Genomic DNA, 17,916 nt, shown 5'->3' on the forward strand with positions numbered 1-17,916 from the left:
CCGCTGGGCGGCGTCAATGTTTTCCTTCAGGCTGGTCACCATCTGGCGCAGGTCATCCGCCAGCATGCCAAGCTCGTCAGTGCTGTGCACATCCAGGGTTCTTTCCAGATCGCCGTTGGCGACGGCCTTGGCGAATACCTGGGTGGTCACCAGCGGCTTTACGATCATGCGGGTGGTAAACAGGGAGATGCCGATACCGAGAATGATGACGCCGATCAGAATCATGATGGTTCGCGTTGTGGCGGCGCTCAGCGTCTCTTCGGCGCCGTTCACGCCCTGTGTGGTATTGGCGGCAATGTCGCCGCTCAGGCCGAGGGTCTGCTGCTTCAGGCTGACGAACAAATCATATCGCGCCTTTGAAGCGGCCGCCAGCTGCCCGTGAATCTCCATCAGCTGATCAATTTCCCTGCCCAGGTTCTGAGTGGCGGCGATGGAGTTTTGCAACAGGTCGCGGTATTCCTGCCTGTCAAATTTTTCCCGCAATTTTTCAAGATTGGCAAGAATGCTCTTGAAATCCCCCACAATTTCGCCAAGCAGCTTCTCATCGTTGGTGCTCTTGGCAGTCAGCACTTTCTTGATGAGGTTGCCCACATCCGTGAGGTCGGCGGAAACTGAAGCCATATGCTGCGCATATGTGGCGGCCAGACTGGTCTGACCCGTCTCCATGAGCTGACGCGATTCCTTGCCCAGGGCCTTGATAAGCGTTTCGAGGCTTACTTCGGCGTCCTTGCCGGCCTTCAGCCCCGCCGTATTGTTTTCCTGAGCTTTTCGGATCAGGGCAATGCAGGCGCGCATGCGTTCCAGATAGGTTTCCAGATCCTTGGGAAATTTCTCCAGGAATGCGCCTGTGCCCTTATAGGGATGTTTGTCCTGCAGTTCCCGAAGCTTGGCGATATTGCCCTTGATGGTGCTGGTCTGCTTTTCAAGAGCCTTGATTTCCGCTTCGTTTTTGGACTCCGCAAAACGTAAATACAGGCGCGGAAATTCAAGAACATTGCTTTCCAGCGCGGAGGCCACCATAAAACGCGGAACCCGGTCCTCGCTGATGTTTTTTGATGTCTGCACGCCTTCCTGCATATCGGTGATGGCAAGATAGCCCAGTACCAGCGTCAGCAACAGAATGACGCTGAACCCACTGCCGATTTTTTTCCCTACAGTCACGATACGCCTCCTACACGTCCTCTTTGTGATTCTGCTCCGTCTTCAGTAAATCGCCCGCGATAAAGCCGCTTTTCTCGACCGGCGCAAAAACGATCCCTTGTATGCTCATGGCGACCGCCGGGACGCCAGAACTTCGGATGCCGCACGCGATTTCCCCAGGCGGCGTTCGCTACAGGCAGCGATTGCGCTTTGTCCGCGGCAGCTTGCGCGGCGACGGCAAACGACAGTCTCTTCCCGATTTTTGCACTGTCCGTCAAAAATTTCAACTTTTCGTGACCGGCGTCCCAAAGGGGCCGACACCAGAAAAGCCCGGCCCGGCGGGTGTTCGCCGTCTTTCAATCCGCCGCTTCGCTTCGGGCATATCAGCGCCGCGCAGCATCGGTACGGGCGCGGTCATGCAAGGCCATGCATGAATGACCACAGTACGTTTATCGGTCATATTTCGCCTGATATTAGTATTAGTTGGTTTTTTATTGAAAATATTTTTTCAAAAATTTCAATATATTATCGTGTGGCAAAATAAAAATTTCATCTGACGGCGCGGTCTGGCAAGGTCGTCGGCGAAGGAGGGCGCGCCGCAATGAATCTGATATGACGGCGGGTTGAACTCACAAAAGCGTCAAAAGAAAACATGCCGGAGAAAGGGCGATGCCTTCCCGGCGGTTTTTCGCCGCGGCGGCATTTTATGCTTGCCCATCGGCATGCTTTGTTGCTAGATTGTCTTTCCCCCCTTATCAGGCCGGAAACCGTCGCCAGAACGGTTTCGGCGGTTTTGCGGACCGTCTTTCGGCCAGCCGGCGTCGCCGGCAAGCAGTCTTCGCGCCTCCGTAGCCGGAGGGCCCGCGAAGTCGCATGTGTTCACTCACGCCCCCTTTTGTTCGGGAGCTTATGCCAGTGTTACGGCGGGCCGCGCATTGCGGGCCGGCCTCTGGCCGTGGCGCTTTTTCAAGGTGAAAAGCTATGTGCAGAATTGGTTCCATCAAAAGCAGAACTCCGGTGCACCCTTCTTTGGCGCTCAATCTGATGCTGCCGCAGCAGGAAGGGCACGACAATTCGGGTTTTGCCATGGTCATGCAGGATTTGAGCGGCGTTTTCAGCCATTATAAGGACAAGCCCCTGCTTTCTCTGGCCTGTACGCCGCAGGGCGTGCAACTGGTCAATGACTATATGGAGGAAAGGGGCTTCGTGCAGGTGGCCCAGTGGGTGCCCGAGGTGGACAAGCGGCCGGGCCTGAAAATCGAGGCCATGCCCCGCTATGTTTTTCGCAACTATGATTACCCCGAAATTTACCGCTACCGCAGCCAGGAAGAGCGCGAGGAACTGCTGCTGGATACCCGGCTGGCCCTGCGCCGCCTGCTGGATGGGGGCGGCAACGGTTTTGTTTATTCCTTCTGGCCCGATGTGCTGACTCTCAAGGAGATCGGCGACCCGGCGGATATCGCTTCCTACTTCCGGCTCTGGAATGATGACGGACGCCTCACGGCCCGCAATATCGTGGCTCAGTGTCGACAGAACACCAATTATGATATTGTGCGCTATGCGGCTCATCCTTTCTTTTTGCAGGGCTATACCCTCTGCGCCAATGGCGAGAACACGTTCTTCACCAAGAACAAGGAATTTCAGAAGTCTCTGCACCGGGGTTATATTGGCTTTGAATCCGATTCGCAGAATTTTCTCTACACGCTGCACTATGTGCTGCGCGAACTGCAATGGCCTATCAGGTACTACAAGCATGTCATCACGCCCCTGCCTTTTGTGGAGGCGGAAAAACGCGCCGACAGCAAGGTGCTCAGTCTGATCCGCGAATCGCTGGCGCATCTTGAGATCAACGGCCCCAATTCCATTATCGGTCTGTTGCCCGACGGGCGGATGATAACCTGTTGCGACTCCAAAAAGCTGCGGCCGGTGGTGGTGGGCGGCGACGACGCCATGGTGGCCGTCGCTTCGGAGGTTTGCGGGCTGAATGCCATTTTGCCCGACCGTGATTGCGCGGGAGACATCTATCCCCATGAGCGCGAAATGGTGGTCATTGACAACGATCTGGCGGTGCGGCGATGGAAGCAGTAAAAACCCAGGATGTCGGCGTCAACGATCTGGGCTGGATCATTGAGCACCACGCCGAACGCTGCACCATGTGCGGTTCTTGTGTGGCGGCCTGCACGTTCAACGCCATTGAGGCAGGGATGTCGCGCCGCAGCGTGACGGTTTCGCGCAGGGCGTTTCCCGAACCGGAGGCGGAACATCTGGCCCTGCCTGTCATCAGACAGAAAGCGTCCATTGGGCAGACCTGCGTGGGCTGCGGCATGTGCGAAAAAGTCTGCCCCAACGGGGCCATCAGGCCCGTGCGCAATCCGGACGCCCGCTTTTCGCTGCTGGCCCGAACCCACGGCCCCGTCAAGCGCGGCGGGCGCAGCAACCTGGCCACGCCGCGTACGCTGGACGCCATAGTGGTGGGCCGCATCAGCCAGATGACCGACCCCGCGCTGGATTCGGAGCGGCATACCTTTGATGTGCGCTCGCCGCTGGGCCGCGTCATGCTGGCCCGGGAACTGCCCCTGCGCGTGGACGGCGAAAATCTGGCGCTCGACGGGCGCACCCCGCCGGTGCGCTGGATTTACCCGGTTATTTTCAGCGATATGAGCATTGGCGCGCTGTCCGCCAGGGCCTGGGAGGCTCTGGCTCTGGCCACGGCCTATCTCAACGAAAAGTGCGGCATGCCCGTGCGCATGAGCTCCGGCGAGGGCGGCATGCCCATCAAACTGCTGGAGTCCGAGCGGCTCAAGTACATGATTTTGCAGATCGCTTCCGGCCATTTTGGCTGGAACCGCATCATCAGGGCCATGCCCCGCATGAAGGTCGATCCGGCGGGCGTGCTGATCAAGATCGGTCAGGGAGCCAAACCCGGTGACGGCGGATTGCTGCCCGCCGCCAAGGTGGCCCCGCACATTCAGGCCATTCGCGGCGTGCCCAGGGCCACGCTGCATTCCCCGCCCAACCATCAGGGCTTGTATTCCATCGAAGAGTCGGTGCAGAAAATGCATCTTTCGCTCAATGCGGCCTTCGGCTTTCGCGTGCCTGTGGCCATCAAGTGCGCGGCCTCGGCCACCTCGGTGTCGGTGTACAATAATCTGCTGCGCGATCCCTACAAGATTTGCGGCGGTTTTTTTATCGACGGCATTCAGGGCGGCACGGGCGCGGCCAACGAAGTTTCCCTGGAGCACACGGGACACCCCATCGTCTCCAAGTTGCGAGACTGCTATCAGGCGGCCGTGGCCCAGGGCCTGCAGGGGCAGATACCCCTCTGGGCGGGCGGCGGCATTGGCATGACCGGCAATGCGGCGGCTGACGCGTTCAAGATGATCTGTCTGGGCGCCAACGGCGTGATACTGGGCAAGATGCTGATTCAGCTGATGGGCTGCGTGGGCAACGAGCGCGGTCGCTGCAACGCCTGCAACACAGGCAAATGCCCCACGGGCATCTGCACGCAGGATCAGCGCCTGGTCAAGCGGCTGGATGTGGATCGGGGCGCGCAGAATATCGTGGACTATATGCTGACGTTTGACGCGGAACTGCGCAAACTGCTGGCCCCGGTGGGCAACAGCTCCCTGCCGGTGGGGCGCTCCGACGCTCTGGTGTCCATGAACCGGGCGGTGGCGGACAAGCTGGGCATTGCATACGCCTGTTAGGGGGCGCCTTCAACAAAACGCCGTCCGCGGCGGATTGTCACATATACAAGCCAGGAGATTACCATGCTGCGCATAAGCACGGTGCGCGATCATGAACGCATGTCCACCCAGGATTTGCTGCTGTCCATTGAAGCGGCGGCGGAGCGGGGCGAGACCGATTTTTATATTGAGGCATCGGGTCAGCACGACATTGGCGGCCCGCTCTGGAACCGGGACGGCAAAAAGCTGACCTTCTGGGTTCGCAACCCCGGCCAGCGGGTGGGCTCCATGTGCCTGCCCGACACGGAAATAACGGTGGACGGGCCGGCCCCGGCCGATGTGGGCTGGCTTAATGCCGGCGGCCGCATCGCGGTGCGTGGCGATGCGGGCGATACGGCGGGGCATTGCGCCGCCGCGGGCAGGATTTATATTGGCGGCCGCGCGGGCGCGCGCTCCGGCTCGCTCATGAAGCATGACCCGCTTTACGACCCCCCGGAACTCTGGGTGCTCAAAAGTGTGGGCAGTTTTTCCTTTGAATTCATGGGCGGCGGCAAGGCCGTGGTCTGTGGTCACGAAAGCCAGACCCTGCCTTCGGTGCTGGGGGAACGACCCTGCGTGGGTATGGTGGGCGGCGTGGTCTATTTTCGCGGGCCGGTGGGCTCCCTGCCGCCAGATGTGCGTGTGGGCCCCCTGGACGAAGAGGACAGGGCATGGCTTGATGCCGGTCTGGACGAGTTTCTTCAGGCGGTTGACCGGCCCAGGCTGCGCCGTGAGCTGTCGGTCTGGAAGCACTGGAAAAAGATTACGCCTCTGCCGTTTGAGGAGCGTGAGCACGAGGACATGCCCGATCTGGCCCGATTTCGGGCGACGGAATGGGTGAAGGGCGGCATTTTCAGCGATGTCTGCCCCGATGATTTCGTGGTCAACGGGCTGGTGGCGCGCGGGGAGTGCCGCCTGCGCGCGCCTCTCTGGGAAAACGCCCGCTTTGCCGCGCCTTGCGAATTTCACTGCCCGGCTTCCATCCCCAGTCAGCGCCGCTTTAATCTGCTGCGTGAGGGCAGGGTGGAGGAAGCCTGTCGGCTGGTGCTGGAATACACGCCTTTTCCCGGTTCGGTCTGCGGCGGCGTCTGCCCCAACCCCTGCATGGAAAGCTGCACACGCGCCGGGCTGGACAGCGCGGTGCAAATCGGCGGGCTGGGTTGCTGTTCCGCGGATGTCAGTCTGAAAAAACCCGCCAGGCGCAGCGGCAGACACCTGGGCGTCATCGGCGGCGGCGTGGGCGGCCTCACGGCCGCCTGGCAACTGGCGCGCATGGGGCATGACGTCACGGTGTATGAGGCGGACGCGCATATGGGCGGCAAGCTGGAGCAGGTTATCCCGCGCGAACGTCTGAACCACGACGTGCTGATCGGGGAGCTCAAGCGCATTGAAGACATGGGCGTGCGCTTTGTGACCAGCTATCCGGTGGACGCCGCCCGCTTCGCGCGGCTGCGCAAAAAGCATGATGCCCTGATCGTGGCCACGGGCGGCCATGTGCCGCGCGTTTTCCCCTGGCCGGGGCATGAACGGATCGTGGGCTGCATTGACTTTCTCAAGGCTGTGAACAGAGGGCAAAAGATCAGGGCGCCGGAACAGGTGGTGGTCATCGGCTGCGGCAACGCGGGCATGGATGCGGCGGCCGGGGCGTTTGCCCTGGGCGCGCGCGAGGTGACCTGCATCGACGTGCAGCGCCCGGCGGCCTTTGCCCACGAAATAGCCCATATCGAAAGCCTGGGCGGCAAACTGCTCTGGCCGGTGCAGACCAGGGAGATCACTGACCGGGGCCTGATAACCCAGGATGGCGCGCTGATTCCCGCAAAGATGGTTATTATCGCCATCGGCGAATCTCCTGATCTTTCCTACCTGCCCGAAGGGCTGGAAAAGTTCCGTGACTGGCTGGTTCCCAGGGCGGATCTGAGCATCATGGACGGCGTGTTCGCGGCGGGCGACGTAATCAGGCCGGGCTTGCTGGCCCATGCCATCGGCACAGGCCGCCAGGCCGCGCTGGCCGCCGACGCCTGGCTGCGCGGCGAGCGTTATGCGCCCGCTGACAGGGAAGAGACGCCGTTCCGGCGGCTGCATACCGCGTATTTTGCCAAGCGTCACAGCCGGGAGCTGCCGCAACCGCAGGAGGATTTTGAGCGTTGCGTCAGTTGCGGCGTCTGCCGCGACTGCAAGATGTGCCTTGCCTCCTGCCCGGAAAAGGCCATTGACCGCAATGAACTGGCCGGAGGCGGCTTTGAATACGTCTCTGACCCGGCGCGCTGCATCGGCTGCGGCATCTGCGCGGGCGTCTGCCCCTGCGGCATCTGGAGCATGGAACCTAATCGGGCCATGACATAGAGGCGGTTGCCCGCGCGTTTTTTCCGCAGCGGCCAAGCCGCGCGAGCGGTTTGGCCGCCGCAAACACCGCAAGGCGGGGTTTGTCATCAATAACAGGCCCGGAGTGAAAACTCCGGGCCTGTTTCATGCGAGGCGGCGTCCGCCTTCCCGCCTTGACGCTCGCCGTTGCGAATCGTACATTTCTGCCAGGTCGTACTTCAAGGAGCTGCCATGACGCTTGATCCCACCAAGAATCCTGACTGGAAAATCGCGCAGGATGCCGAATCACGCATGAAAACCGTGGAAAGTCTAGCCGCTGAACTGGGGCTGGAATCTCAGGAATTGCTGCCCTATGGGCGTTATATGGGCAAAATTGAGCAACAGGCGGTGCTGGAGCGCCTGGCCGGTCGGCCTGACGGCAAGTATGTGGATGTGACGGCCATCACCCCCACGCCTCTGGGCGAGGGCAAGTCCACCACCACCATTGGTCTGGTTCAGGGGCTTGCCCGGCGGGGGGCGCGATGTTCGGCGGCCATCCGGCAGCCTTCGGGCGGCCCCACCATGGGCATGAAAGGCTCCGCCGCGGGCGGCGGCCTGTCGCAGTGCATTCCGCTGACGCCGTATTCTCTCAATTTCACCGGCGACATTCATGCCGTGGGGGCGGCGCACAATCTGGCCATGACCGCCCTGACCGCGCGCATGCAGCACGAGCGCAATTACGACGACGCCACCCTGGAGCGCCTTTCGGGCATGCGCCGACTGAATGTGGACCCCACACGGGCGGGCACGGGCTGGGTTATGGATTTCTGCGCCCAGGCCCTGCGCAATGTGATTATTGGCATTGAGGGCGACGGCCGGCGCAATGACGGCTTTATGATGCGCTCGCATTTTGACATCACCGTGGCTTCGGAGGTCATGTCCATTCTCTCCCTGGCCCGTGATCTGCGCGACCTGCGCGAACGCATGGGCCGCATGGTGCTGGCTCTGGATCGCGACGGCAGGCCCGTGACCACGACCGATCTGGAAGTGGCCGGGGCCATGACCGCCTGGCTGGTGGAGGCCGTCAAGCCCAATCTGATTCAGACCATCGAGGGCCAGCCCGTGCTGGTGCATACCGGGCCTTTCGGCAATATCGCCCTGGGGCAGAGCTCGGTCATCGCCGACCGGGTGGGCCTTAAACTCAGCGACGTGCATGTGACGGAATCCGGCTTTGCCGCTGAAATGGGCTATGAAAAGTTCTGGAATCTGAAATGCCGGTACAGCGGTCTCACGCCTGACGCGGCGGTCATCGTGGCCACCGTGCGAGCGCTCAAGAGCCACGGGGGCGCGCCCCAGCCCCAGCCCGGTCGTCCCCTGCCCGAAGCCTATACCCGTGAGGATGTGGGCCTGGTGGAAGCGGGCTGCGCCAACCTGCTGCACCACATCGGCATTGTGCGCCGCTCCGGCGTGCCTTCCGTGGTGTGCGTCAATAAATTCCATACCGACAGCCCGGCGGAGGTCGCGGCCATCCGTCGCATTTGCGAAGCGGCCGGGGCCCGCGTGGCCGTGTCCGAACATTGGGAAAAGGGCGGCGAGGGCGCGCTGGAACTGGCTGACGCGGTTATGGACGCCTGCAACGCCGGTCAGCGGAATTTCACGCCGCTGTATGACTGGAGTCTGCCGCTGACCGAGCGGATTGCCTGCATCGCCCGCGAGGTTTACGGGGCTGACGGCGTGGACTTTGAACCCCTGGCCGCGCGGCGTCTGAAAGACCTGCAGGAGCGCCCCGATGCCGATGAACTGGGCGTGTGCATGGTCAAGACCCAGTATTCCCTGTCTGACGATCCCACGCGCAAAGGCGCGCCAACCTCCTGGCGGCTGCATGTGCGCGATGTGCTGCTGTTCGGCGGGGCGGGCCTGGTATGCCCGGTTGCCGGCGACATCAGCTTGATGCCCGGCACGGGGTCGCATCCCTCGTTCCGCAATATTGACGTGGATGTGAGCACAGGCAAGGTCACGGGCCTGTTCTGAAACAGCCTGCCTTTTGCCGCGGTATTTCCACATGGTTGTTGGCGGCAAGACGACCTCTTGCCGCCGAAAGACTCTGGATGGCGGTCAGGGCGTTGACGGGCCGCAACCATGCGGCGGTAAGGAACAGAGGCCTATGGTTGAAAATGTGATGCCCTCCGCGGGCGCCTCCGGTGCTGTCGGAAAAGCCGGAACCTCCGAAACCGTGGATGTGGCCGTCAATATTTTTGCCAAGCCTTTTCAGACGGCCCTGTCTCTGCTGTCGCTGCTCAGGCGCAGCGGCGAACATGTGGGGGTTGTCTGGCTGCAATTCGAGCCATATGGCTCACGCTACGACACAATTACGCCTTATTGTATCGCTGACTATCTGCGGGAGATTCTGGGCGTGCGCTGTCGGGTCTTCCAGCCTGAGCTCTGGCTGGCGCGCGAGCCCGTTGACCCGGCGAGGCTCGGCGATGCGGCCTATCGCCTCAGTATCCGCTACCAGTATGCCTTTGAGAACAGTCAAAGCCGCAAGCTTTTTTTGATGCACAACGATGTGCTGGCGCTGCGTGATATTCTGGGAGCCATGCTGCGGGAAATGGGCGACGCCTTTGCCGTGGGGCTGCTTGGGCAATGCTGGAACTGCCCGGCCCATCAGGAGGAGCTGACGCGCGAAGTCATGGGCCGCGCCGCGTGCGGGCCTTTGTCGTATACTGAATTTCAGCCGGATTACGCGGCCTTGTGTCGCTTGTATGCCCTGGCGCGGCAACGCGGCATTTTTGTCCGGCCATATGACGGGGGCTTTGCGGATATTTTTAGGGAACAGCCCTGGCCGTTGCCGGAATGCCGGATCAACGAATGGGCCTGCCTGCTGGATCTGGAGAAAACGCGCCCGCACTGCGCGCCGTTCGGCCCCTCGTTGCCGCCCGGGGCGTTCCAGCAATGTGGCGGCACGCGACTGGACACCGCCGTGCCCTGGTTCAGGGGCATGCACGCGCTGGGCCTGCGCGCCAGACATTTTGAACTTCAGCGCTATCTGAAACACTGGGTGGGCACAGGCAACAAGAGTCCCCGGCGCTATGCCCTGGCCGAATCAAATGCCCTGAAACTTTTGCGGCGTCATTATCCAGAGTATCTTCAGTGGCTGGAGAAAAAAAGCGGGCACAGTTTTCATTGAACAGATAAAGAATTGCTGCACTTCATTCCAGGCTCTGATGGCGGATTAAGATGAATCACCCTCTTCGAATTTCCATTATTGCGGCAACTTACAATGCGTCAGCCCAACTTGAGCGCATGTTGCGCTCTGTAGAAACGCAACAATATCCCCACTGGGAAATCATCGTGCAGGATGGCGGTTCAACGGACGGCACGCTGGATATCCTCAGACGACACGACAAATCCGTTTCCTGGGTTTCAGAGCCGGACAGGGGCATTTACGACGCTTGGAACAAGGCTGTGCCGCGGGCAAACGGCGACTGGGCGCTTTTTCTCGGCGCTGACGATTTTTTGATGGATGATAGGGCGCTGGCGCAGTGCGTCCATTTTTTGAAAAGGCTGGATGCCGGCATTGTTTTTGCCTACGGCGTTCTGGCAATGGGGCTTGACGGCAAGCTCACCGGTATTCTGGACAGAAGCCGGCATAAGGTTTTCTCCATGTTTATCAGCGACATGGGGCTTCCCTTTCCCGCAACGTTCATCCGCACGGATTTTCTCAAAAAACATTCCTTCGACTCAGTATACAAGATAGCGGGCGATTTTGCCTTCTGCGCCGATCACATACGGCTTGACAATGTGGCGCGCCTGCCGGTTTGCGTCAGCTTTTTTGAATTGTCCGGCGTGAGCAGCAGCGAGAGTTCCCGGAAGCGTCTGCTCAGGGAACGCCTGCGTATTTTGAGAAACAACGTGGAACCGCGGCTTGAAGACATTACCGCCGCCTTGATTGCCACCGCTGACAGTGACGAGCTGGAGCATGGCTTTATTGAGTGAGGCTTCGCATGCCGGCTCCATACTGTAAGGGAGACACGTTCACTGTGAATCCGGCATACTCAGAGTCAGGCGGAGAAGGGTGCGCGTTTTCCCCTTATGCCGGGGCGCGGTTCAGATTGCCCAGGTCATCATCCGTGGGGCAGCCCTTTTCTCGCCGCAGACGATCTGCGTGCGCGGGCTGCTTTTAGCGGGGATGGCCAGTGCTTATTTTTGCAAGTAAGACACTGGCGGCCATTGCCAAACGCTACAGGAGGAGAGAAAGCCCTGTGGAGGAGGCCCCGCTCGAAATGTCGCTGGCCGGCGTTTCCGCCCGCGTGTGGACGATATCACCGATCCCCGGTCTTGCCGGGGATGCCCGACTTCAGGGCCGCTCTGTTCTGGCTTCAGCCAGGATGCCGCGCCGGGCCATCTCCGCCACAGCCTTGCGACAAAATTCAGGAAGCATGGCCTGGGCCTGCGGGCTCAAGCCCACCCGCATGGTCTGATAGTCAAAGGGGTGCAGGCCGATAACCACAGCCTCTGGCCTGTGCCCGGCCAGGTGGCAGGTGATCAGGGTGTCCAGCAGGTCTGTCTGGTGCATGGAATCGCGGAAGCTCAGGCTTTGGCGCAGGTCTTCGCCTTCCAGCAGGTAGATGGCGCCCGGAGTTTTCGGCCCCAGCACCACATCCAGCACCACCAGAAAGTCACATTCCAGAAGTTCCGGCATCAGCATCAGGCCCTGGGTGCCGCCGTCCATCAGGCGCACGCCTTCGGGCCAGCGGTAGTGGGTTTTCAGATATTCCACCGCGCGCACGCCAAAGCCTTCATCGGTCAGCAGAATGTTGCCCACACCCAGAATCAGTATTCTTTTGTTGTTCACACGTCCTCCTGACAGGTGAAAAATGCAGGAACCCAGCGATGTTACGGAAAAGCTGCTCTGTTGACAGCAAGAGCAGGCAGGCGCAACAAAGCGCAAGCGCGACCCGCGCTGGCGTCAGTTTTGCCTGAACCCCTCTCTTATGACGGTTGGCGCAAGATTGCGGTCAAACAACGCATCCGGCGATGACGGTGGCGCAGTATGCGGTGACGTAAGGCAACAAAAAAATAATGGGGCGTTTTCTCAAAAAAGGGCGGGGATGCCTCCCCGCCCTTGCTGCATCCCATTTCAGCCGTTGTACATTACAGCACCTTGAACTTGTGCACCTCGTTGCTTTCTCCGTCAATCACATGCACCGCACAGGCGATGCAGGGGTCGAAGGAGTGGATGACGCGCAGGATTTCCACCGGGCGCTTGGGATCGGCCACCGGCGTGCCCGCCAGAGCTTCCTCGGCCGCGCCGGGCACGTTTTTGGCGTCCCGCGGTCCCAGGTTCCAGGTGGTGGGCACCACCAATTGGAAGTTGGCGATCTTGGCGTCCGCATCAGTACGCAACCAGTGGGAGAGCCCGCCGCGCGGGGCGTTGACGAAGCCCACGCCCTTGGCGTCCTTGGGCGCGTCATAGTTCTCCACGATCTGCCTGTCTTTGGTGATATTGTCTTCGTATTCGTTCAGCCAGGTTTCGATTCGCTGTGCAATGGCCAGGGTTTCAATACCGCGCGCGGCGGTGCGGCCCAGGGTGGAGAAGAGGGCTTCGGGGCCCACGTTCAGGGTCTTGAGCACATGATCCACCAGCGGCTTTACGGTCTTGTGGTTCTGGGCGTAGGCCACCAGCACCTGGGCCAGCGGGCCGGTTTCCATGGAGATGCCGTCGTAGCGCGGGGCCTTGAGCCAGGAGTAACGGTCTGTATCGCCCATCTTGGTGAAGGCGGGCTTGGTTTCGCCCTGATAGGGCGGCAGGGCCTTGTCGCCCTCATACCAGCTGTGGCGGACATGCTCTTCAATCTTGGACGCGTCGAAGCCCTGGATATTGCCGATTTTGCGATCCAGAATGACGCCCGGCTTGAGCCAGCGCTTTTGCAGGTCGCGTTCGCCGCCCGCCGCCGGAAATTCGCCGAAGGCCATAAAGTTGCGCGTGCCGCCGTAAGTGGCGCATTCTTTGTAGTTGGCGGCCACGGCGAGCAGGTCGGGAATATAGTAATTTTCAATAAAGGCGCGGGTTTTCTTGTAAAGCTCTTTAAATTCCTTGATCCGTTCGGGGGTCAGGGCGTCGTAGCAGGTCACGCCGCCGCCCACAGTGAACTGGGTGTGCGGGTTTTTGGCCCCGAAGACGGCCATGGCCCGCGCCGCTTCCACCTGAACGCGCAAGGCTTGCAGATAGTCGGCCGTGGCGATCAGGTTGACTTCCGGGCTCAGGGTATAGGCCGGGTGTCCGCCCAAAAAATAGGCGTTGGCAAAGGGGCCGAGCTGGCCGCTGTCCACAAAGGTTTTGAGTTTGGACTGCACAGCCCGGTAATCGTCGGCGGTAACCTTGCGCGCGGAAATGGAGGTAGCCACGCTGGCCGCCTTGACCGGATCCGCGTTCAGGGCGCTGGTCACATCCACAAAATCCAGGGCGTGCAGGGCGTAGAAATGCACCAGGTGGTCATGCAGAAACTGCATGCCCAGCACCAGATTGCGCAGATAGGTGGCATTGGCCGGGATGGGTTTATTGATGGCGTCTTCCAGGGCGCGGGTGGAGGCCAGGGCATGCGTATAGGTGCAGACGCCGCAGGTGCGCTGGGTAAAGTGCTGGGCGTCGCGCGGATCGCGCCCTTTGAGAATGAGCTCCAGACCGCGGAACAGGGTGCCGCAGCTGCGGGCTTCCTTGATTTTGCCCTTTTCCACTTCCACTTCAATACGCAGATGCCCCTCGATACGGGTCAGCGGATCCACCACAACGGGGCCGGTGTAATCGCTCTGGGGCGCTTTGATGACTTCACTCATAATTTTCCCCCTAGTTCTGGTAGAACGGCGTCATTTCGTCCCAGAAGCCGGGCTCGCTGCAACCAATGCAGGGATGCCCGGCGCCCACCGGCCAGTTGGTCTGATTGAACAGAGCCTTGGGACAGTTGTTGTACGTCTGCGGGCCCTTGCAGCCCACTTCATACAAACACCAGCCCTTGCGGGCTTCTTCGGAATTGAAGGAGGGCGCGAATTCGCCGGCGTCAAAATGTTTGCGGCGTTCGCACAGGTCATGCACGCTCTGCCCGTAAAACATGGTCGGACGGCCCAGTTCGTCCAGCTCAATTTCCTGACCTTTCAGGAAGGCCACGAGGGCGCCCACCAGGTTGAGAGGATTGGGCGGGCAGCCGGCGATGTTGATGGCCTTGACGCCCAGATCGCCGTAGGCCTCGTTGACGCCCTTGGCCCCTGTGGGGTTGGGCCTGGCGGCCTGCACGCCGCCGTAGCAGGCGCAGGTGCCCATGCTGACAACGGCCTTGGCCTTGGGCAGGATATTCTTGCAGATGTCATACATGGTGCGGCCGCTGATATAGCCGTATTTGCCGTCCATAGCCGTGGGGATGGCCCCTTCCACCACACAGATGAAGCCATCGGGCCCGTTGACGGCCTGGTGCAGGGCTTCTTCAGCGGCTTCGCCGGCGGCGGCCATGATGGTTTCATGGTAGTCCAGAGAAATGGTGTCCAGGATCAGGCTGTCGATGAAGGGTTTGTAGGTGCGCAGCAACGCTTCGGAACAGCCCGTGCACTCGGCGGCGTGCAGATAGACCACTGAAGGACGACGGCCCGTCAGGGCCGCGGCCACATCCGAGGCGAAGGCCGGGCCCATGCCCATGGTTACCGCCACCGCCGTGCAGAATTTCATGAAATCGCGGCGGCTGATGCCCTGGCGTTCCAAACGCTCCTCTCCGCTTTGTTTGCCCAGACCCACGGCAATACGCATAATAGCCTCCTGGCAAAAGTGAGTAAAAGGCTGAAGGAAACTCTTCACAGGGTTTCCGGTTGCTGCGCGCCGAACAGAAGCCACGCCCCAATGATGGGCCGCGTCCGGGGCATGAAGCCCGACGCCTGCGACAACTGTTCGTGCGGGATGCCAGCAATTTTCAGTATGGCGGCTTGCGGAAGCGTCGCCTTGCCCCACACAGGGGAGAAAGCCGCCATTTGCGCACCAGAGTATACCCTGAAAGATAAGGGGTCAATAGGAAGAAACTTTTTTGCCTGCCGTTCGCGTTCATTGGCAAGGGGTGCGGCGCTCGCTTGCCTTGCCCGTGCGCATGGGATACTATTTCTGTCGCGCGTTGCCCGCGCGAGTTCGGCGGGGGCCGCCATGACGCCGCGCGGCGATTCCGTGCCTTCGCGGTACGAATGCGCGGCGCACTTCAGCATATTCCGAGGAACACACAGCCATGAAATTGGAATCCCTTTGCCTGCATGCCGGCTACAGTCCCGAAAACGGACAGCCGCGCGTTCTGCCCATCGTCCAGAGCACGACCTTCAAATACGCCTCCACCGCCGATGTGGCCAAACTGTTTGACCTGGCCGAAGCGGGCTTTTTTTACACCCGCCTGGGCAATCCCACTGTGGACGCTGTGGAGCGGAAGATTGCCGCGCTGGAAGGCGGGGTGGGGGCCCTGTGCACCTCCTCGGGGCAGGCCGCCATCATGCTGGCTGTGCTCAATCTGGCTCAGAGCGGCGAGCATCTGGTCAGCGCCGCCAGCATTTACGGCGGCACATTCAATCTTTTCGCCGTCACCCTGAAAAAGCTGGGCATTGACGTGACCTTCGTGGATCAGACCGCCTCCGACGAGGAGCTGGAAAAGGCCTTCCGCCCCAACACCAGGGCTGTATTCGGCGAGACTTTGAGCAACCCCTCCATGAATGTGCTGGATATCGGACGCTTCGCCCGTCTGGCCCATCGGCGCGGGTTGCCGCTGATAGTGGACAACACCTTTGCCACCCCCGTGCTTTGTCGCCCCTTTGATTTCGGGGCGGACATCGTGGTGCACTCCACCACCAAATATATGGACGGCCATGCCCTGCAGATGGGCGGCGTCATTGTGGACAGCGGCAATTTTGACTGGACGTCGGGCGCGTTCCCGGAATTTTCCGAGCCGGATCCCTCCTATCATGGTCTTGTTTATAGCGAGGCGTTTGGCAGGGCCGCCTATATCGTCAAGGCGCGCGTGCAGCTCATGCGCGACATGGGCTGCTGCCAGAGCCCGCAGGGCGCGTTTTACATCAATCAGGGGCTGGAAACGCTGCCTCTGCGCATGGAGCGGCATTGCCGCAATGCCAAGGCCGCGGCGGAGTACCTCGCCGGCCATCCCAAGGTGGAATCGGTGAATTATCCCGGCCTGCCCGGCAATCCCGGCAAGGCCCTGACCGATGTTTATCTGCCCGGGGGGTGCAGCGGCGTGGTGTCCTTTTCGCTCAAGGGCGGGCGCGAAGCCGGCGCGCGTTTCATAGACGCCCTGAAGATGATTTCCCTTCAGGTGCATGTGGCGGACATCCGCACCTGCGTTCTGCACCCCGCAAGTTCCACGCACCGCCAGTTAAGTGACGGGCAACTGCGCGAGGCGGGCATCACGCCCGGCATGGTGCGCCTTTCTGTGGGGCTGGAAAATTCGGACGACATTCTGGCGGACATCGCCCAGGCTCTTGAGCATGCCTGAACCGGCCGCCACGGGGCGAAAGCGGGGCAACCGTCCGTGAAGCCGGGCGCGCGGCGGCGAACCGCATGCAATCTTAGTAACTTTGCAATATTCTGACGGATTGCATCAAGTATATGTGAAGCGCCCCGCCGCTGCCCGTATTCCCGGCAGCGGCGGGGCGCTTGTCGGCAAGGCGAATCGTTATGGCGGTTCCTTCATGAGGCTGCCGCTTTTTCGCCGCGTTCGGCCCGGATTTTCTGCCGCAGCGACCAGATAAAAAGAATGGCGGACAAGAGCAGCAGGGCGCAGGCCACGGGGCTGGCATAAAAGATGCTCAGGTCGCCATTGCTCATGAGCAGGGCCGTGCGCGTTTCGCGCTCCAGTACCGGCCCAAGAATAAAGGCCAGCACCATGGCGGAAACGCTGAAACCCAGCCTGTCCAGCGCAAATCCCAGCAGGCCCAGCGCCACCAGCAGGTGAATGGAAAAGAGGCTGTATTCCTCGGTGTATACTCCTATGCCGCAGAATACGATGACCAGGGGAAAGAGCAGCTTGTAATTCATATGGCAAAAGAGTTTGCGCACCAGGGCAATAAACGGCAGGGCCACGACAAATGCGCCTAAGAAATCCGTGAGCACAAAGAGGACAAAAAGCCCGTAAACAATTTCCGGGTGGTCATGCATGAGCATGGGGCCGGGAATCATGCCCTGCACCATGAAGGCGCCGCCCAGCACCGCAGCCGCCACACTGCCGGGAATGCCGAGGGTGATGAGCGGTATCAGGGAGGATGCGGCCACAGCATTGTTGCCCGATTCCGGCGCGGCAATGCCGCGCGGATCGCCCTGGCCGAACATGCTTTTGTCTTTGGCGTTGCGGCGGGCTTCGCCATAACAGACAAAGGCCGTCGGGGCGGCCCCTATGCCGGGCAAAGCTCCGAAAAAGGAACCCAACAGCGACGATCTCAGCAAATCTTTGGCGCAGAAGCGAAAGTCCGCCCAACGCTCTTTCCAGCCATAGGCTTGCCGCTCGACCTTCGCGCGTGTCGCCTCCTGGCTGAAATCCATGCTTCGCGTCTTGTTGACCTGCTCCAGAATTTCAGTGAAGGCGAGCAGCGCGATGACGGCCACCACAAAGGGAACGCCCCCATCCAGATCGGTCATGCCGAAAACATAGCGTCGTGTCGACAGAATGGGGTCCAGCCCCACTGACGCGAGCATCAGACCCAGCAACACGGAAATAAAACCTTT

13 protein-coding genes are annotated in these 17,916 nt (G+C 60.7%); 7 read left to right on the top strand and 6 right to left on the bottom strand.

Annotated elements, in window-relative coordinates:
* Positions 1-1,161: HAMP domain-containing protein (locus tag ACQRA4_RS12520; RefSeq protein WP_427823400.1), on the bottom strand; the 1,161-nt coding region annotated here is incomplete at its 3' end.
* Positions 1,162-2,121: 960 nt separating this feature from the next.
* On the opposite strand from ACQRA4_RS12520, the gene ACQRA4_RS12525 reads away from it, so the two are divergent.
* The 6 genes from ACQRA4_RS12525 to ACQRA4_RS12550 all read left to right on the top strand — a co-directional run bounded on the left by ACQRA4_RS12525 (position 2,122) and on the right by ACQRA4_RS12550 (position 11,162).
* Positions 2,122-3,228 carry a glutamate synthase gene (locus ACQRA4_RS12525; protein ID WP_427823401.1) on the top strand — a complete coding sequence of 369 codons (1,107 nt, stop codon included), beginning with the start codon at positions 2,122-2,124 and terminating at the stop codon, positions 3,226-3,228.
* Complete coding sequence (locus tag ACQRA4_RS12530) at positions 3,216-4,847, top strand: glutamate synthase-related protein (protein ID WP_427823402.1); 1,632 nt, start codon at positions 3,216-3,218, stop codon at positions 4,845-4,847. The genes ACQRA4_RS12525 and ACQRA4_RS12530 overlap by 13 nt, the downstream gene beginning before the upstream one ends.
* Before the next feature lie 63 nt (positions 4,848-4,910).
* The gene (locus ACQRA4_RS12535) at positions 4,911-7,208 is read left to right on the top strand and encodes an FAD-dependent oxidoreductase (RefSeq protein ID WP_427823403.1); all 2,298 of its coding nucleotides are present in this window, start codon (positions 4,911-4,913) and stop codon (positions 7,206-7,208) included.
* A gap of 210 nt (positions 7,209-7,418) precedes the next feature.
* Positions 7,419-9,197, top strand: coding sequence for a formate--tetrahydrofolate ligase (locus ACQRA4_RS12540; protein WP_427823404.1), 1,779 nt, complete (start codon positions 7,419-7,421; stop codon positions 9,195-9,197).
* Between the two features lie 133 nt (positions 9,198-9,330).
* The gene (locus ACQRA4_RS12545; RefSeq protein WP_427823405.1) at positions 9,331-10,353 is read left to right on the top strand and encodes a hypothetical protein; all 1,023 of its coding nucleotides are present in this window, start codon (positions 9,331-9,333) and stop codon (positions 10,351-10,353) included.
* Positions 10,354-10,403: 50 nt separating this feature from the next.
* Positions 10,404-11,162, top strand: coding sequence for a glycosyltransferase family 2 protein (locus ACQRA4_RS12550; protein WP_427823406.1), 759 nt, complete (start codon positions 10,404-10,406; stop codon positions 11,160-11,162).
* A 361-nt stretch (positions 11,163-11,523) separates the two neighbouring features.
* Here the strand turns inward: ACQRA4_RS12550 and ACQRA4_RS12555 are convergent, their stop codons facing one another.
* From ACQRA4_RS12555 to ACQRA4_RS12570, 4 genes are all read right to left on the bottom strand, one after another.
* A complete protein-coding gene (locus ACQRA4_RS12555) occupies positions 11,524-12,021 on the bottom strand; it encodes a HyaD/HybD family hydrogenase maturation endopeptidase (protein WP_427823407.1) in 498 nt (165 codons plus the stop codon).
* Positions 12,022-12,320: 299 nt separating this feature from the next.
* The gene (locus ACQRA4_RS12560) at positions 12,321-14,003 is read right to left on the bottom strand and encodes a nickel-dependent hydrogenase large subunit (protein WP_427823408.1); all 1,683 of its coding nucleotides are present in this window, start codon (positions 14,001-14,003) and stop codon (positions 12,321-12,323) included.
* Positions 14,004-14,013: 10 nt separating this feature from the next.
* Positions 14,014-14,961 carry a hydrogenase small subunit gene (locus ACQRA4_RS12565; protein WP_427823409.1) on the bottom strand — a complete coding sequence of 316 codons (948 nt, stop codon included), beginning with the start codon at positions 14,959-14,961 and terminating at the stop codon, positions 14,014-14,016.
* A 44-nt stretch (positions 14,962-15,005) separates the two neighbouring features.
* On the bottom strand, positions 15,006-15,404 hold the full coding sequence (locus ACQRA4_RS12570; protein WP_427823410.1) for a hypothetical protein: 399 nt from the start codon (positions 15,402-15,404) through the stop codon (positions 15,006-15,008).
* A 20-nt stretch (positions 15,405-15,424) separates the two neighbouring features.
* Here ACQRA4_RS12570 and ACQRA4_RS12575 point away from each other — a divergent pair, with 20 nt between their 5' ends.
* A complete protein-coding gene (locus ACQRA4_RS12575) occupies positions 15,425-16,690 on the top strand; it encodes an O-acetylhomoserine aminocarboxypropyltransferase/cysteine synthase family protein (protein ID WP_427823411.1) in 1,266 nt (421 codons plus the stop codon).
* 194 nt (positions 16,691-16,884) lie between these two features.
* Here the strand turns inward: ACQRA4_RS12575 and ACQRA4_RS12580 are convergent.
* Positions 16,885-17,916, bottom strand: a 1,032-nt coding sequence (locus tag ACQRA4_RS12580) for a tripartite tricarboxylate transporter permease (protein WP_427823412.1), incomplete at its 5' end; no start/stop codon positions are given.

It is taken from the genome of Desulfovibrio sp. SGI.169, from assembly GCF_050313595.1.
Lineage (GTDB): Bacteria > Desulfobacterota > Desulfovibrionia > Desulfovibrionales > Desulfovibrionaceae > Desulfovibrio.